The organism is Halomonas sp. BC1 (genome assembly GCF_002078135.1).
In the GTDB taxonomy this organism is placed as follows: Bacteria; Pseudomonadota; Gammaproteobacteria; order Pseudomonadales; family Halomonadaceae; genus Vreelandella; species Vreelandella stevensii.
In genome coordinates, this window is record NZ_LFGS01000015.1 from 290,051 (window position 1) to 292,624 (window position 2,574).

Sequence of the window (2,574 nt, forward strand, 5' to 3'; positions counted from 1 at the left end):
GTAGCGCGGTGTAATGAATCTTGCTCGGCACGAGCAAATGAGGCACCCGCGGGGGCGGCGGTAGCCGCCTGGGTGGGGCCGCTGTGGAGGATCAACGCTCGGTGGCATCTTCTGCACCGCTGTGCGGTGCTTCGCGGGTGCGCTATCGCTTACGCCGCGCTACGGTTTATCCTCCGCCACCCTTCACCCTTCATCGCTCAAAGCTGATCTAAACGATCAAACTTCCCGGCGATGTCGCTTTCGGTCCAGTGGGGTACCCAGCCTTCCACGTTGTCGAAGAAGCGCAGCGCGGTGAATTCCGGCTCGGGGCCCATGTCGAACCAGTGCGGGGTGTTGGCGGGCACGCTGATCAGGTCGTTGCGGGTGCAGAGCACTTGGTAGACCTTGTCGTCGATGTGCAGGCAGAACAGCCCTTGGCCTTTGACGAAGAAGCGAACTTCGTCTTCATGGTGGCGGTGCTCGTTCAGGAATTTCTGGCGCATCGCTGCCTTGTCCGGGTGGGTGGGCACCATGTGCAGCACGTCGACGGTCTGGTAGCCCCCCTTGGCTTTGACCCGGTCGATATCTTCCTGATAGAGCGCCAGGATCTCTTCCTGGGTGGCATCGTCGGCAATTTCGCCCGGCGCTGCCCAGCGCTCGAACAGAACGCCCACGCGGTTCAGTTCGGCGGCGATTTGCGCGCCGTCCGTGGTATCCAGAAGCGCATCGTTAGGGTTTTGATCGGCAAAGACTTTCAGTTGTGACATCAATGACTCCTGAAATAAGCAATGGTCAACCGTTGCCGCTAGACGGCAATCTCGTCGAAGCGTGCGACGCAGGTGTGGTGTGTTCCCGGCTGGGTGCCTTCGCGCACCAGCTGCCGGGTTTGCATGCCCGCCTGTTCAGCGGCATCCAGCTCTTCGACGACATCTGACAAGAACAGCACCGATGCGGGCGGCAGGTCAAGGGTGTCGAGGATACGCTGATAAGAGGCAGCCTCGCGCTTATGGCCAATATGGGTGTCGAAGTAGCCGCTGAACAGCGGGGTCAAATCTCCCTCGTCACTGTAGCCAAACAGCAGCTTCTGCGCCTGCACCGAGCCAGACGAGTACACGTACAGCGCCTTGCCCTCAGCCTGCCACTGGCGCAGCGCCGGAGCCACATCGGCGTATAAGTGGCCGGTGAAGTCGCCACGCTGGTAGCCGTCGGCCCATACCATGCCCTGCAGGGCTTTCAGCGGCGTCACTTTCTGGTCGGTATCGATCCAGTGCAGCAGCGTCGCAATCACCGCTTCCAGCGTAGCCTCGGGGTCCTGCATGTCGCTGCGCACGGCGTCGATTTGCTCGGCTACGGCAGGCGTGGCGGCGTTCTCGCGCAAAAAGTCAGGCAGCTTGGCGTAGGCGTAGGGAAACAGCACTTTATGAACGAAATTGATATCGGTGGTGGTGCCTTCGATATCGGTCACGATAGCGCGAACGGTTGATTGATTCATTGGGACCACCGGCTCTCTTCCAGTACACAGGCAAGTAAGAATTCGATGGCTTCCAGGTGGCGGCGGCAGCTGGCAATGCTGTCGCCCACGGCGTAAATGCCGTGGCCTGCCACCAAAAAGCCCCAGGGCATCGGCCAGCCCTGGCGAACGTGCTCTGCTAACTCCTCCATGTCCTGGGAGTTAGGCACCACCGGCAGGTGAATGGTCGCCTCATGGGTCACGTTACCCGCCAACGCCTTTTGCATCTCGAAACCGCTCAGTTCGATGCCATCGGGAAAGCGTCGCGACAGCACGGTGCTGGCCACGGTGTGGGTGTGCAGCACGCAGTGGATGCTTGGGTCTAGCCGGTACAGCGCGGCGTGCAGGTCGCTTTCGGCGCTGGGTTTGCCGTTGCCTTCCAGCACACGGCCTTCCAGGTCGCAGAGCAGCAGATCACCCGCCTGGATGCGGGTTTTATCCCGCCCGGATGCCGTGACCCAGTAACCAGCCTCGGTACGCGCGGAAAAATTGCCGCCGGTGGCGGGGGTCCAGCCTTGCTGCGCTGCCCAGGCAATGGCGTCCAGCAGTTCGGTGTGTAAGGTAGTCATAAGGCCTGCATCGTCTCATCCAATGGGCATCATTCTATATGATAAGCTTCGCGCCTGATAAGCCGCGCGCCGAGTTCACCGGTTCAAGACCTCAAGGAGCCCTTCATGGTTACGTTACAGTCACGCAGTTTGCGAGTGCATGCCGACGCCCTCGAATACCTGGACCAGACCCGGCTCCCCCAGGCCGAAGAGTGGGTGCGCTGCGACTCTCCCGAGGCGTGGCAGCACGCGGTCAAGCATCTTGCCATTCGCGGGGCGCCGCTGATCGGCTTGAGCGCGGCGTTCGTACTGGCCCAGTATGCGGCGCGCCATCCGCAAAGTGAGTGGCAGTTAGTGAGCGACCGCTTACGGGCGACGCGCCCCACGGCGGTGAACCTGATGTACTGCCTGGACGCCATGGAAGCCTGTTTTGCCCAAGGCGCGGACGCCCTGGCCGAGCGTGCCCAAGCGCTGTTCGAAGAGGACCGCGCCCTGTGTCAGCGCATGGCCGAGCGGGGCGCCGACCTGCTGGCCTCC

3 protein-coding genes and 1 pseudogene are annotated in these 2,574 nt (G+C 61.9%); 1 reads left to right on the forward strand and 3 read right to left on the reverse strand.

Features of this window, described 5'->3' with window-relative positions:
• Positions 1–197: 197 nt before the first annotated feature.
• From B7L72_RS12690 to mtnB, 3 genes are read right to left on the reverse strand one after another with little or no spacing between them, the layout of a single operon-like run.
• Entirely contained in the window at positions 198–746 is a 549-nt protein-coding gene (locus tag B7L72_RS12690; protein ID WP_081194765.1) for a 1,2-dihydroxy-3-keto-5-methylthiopentene dioxygenase, read from the reverse strand.
• A gap of 38 nt (positions 747–784) precedes the next feature.
• Positions 785–1,471, reverse strand: a complete 687-nt coding sequence (mtnC, locus tag B7L72_RS12695; protein ID WP_081194767.1) for an acireductone synthase — start codon at positions 1,469–1,471, stop codon at positions 785–787.
• Positions 1,468–2,058: a methylthioribulose 1-phosphate dehydratase gene (mtnB, locus tag B7L72_RS12700; RefSeq protein ID WP_081194769.1), complete on the reverse strand. Its 591-nt coding sequence runs from the start codon at positions 2,056–2,058 to the stop codon at positions 1,468–1,470. Before mtnB ends, mtnC begins: the two co-directional genes overlap by 4 nt.
• A 105-nt stretch (positions 2,059–2,163) precedes the next feature.
• Between mtnB and B7L72_RS12705 the strand changes: the two are divergent.
• Positions 2,164–2,574, forward strand: a pseudogene (locus tag B7L72_RS12705) (S-methyl-5-thioribose-1-phosphate isomerase); the annotation flags it as partial.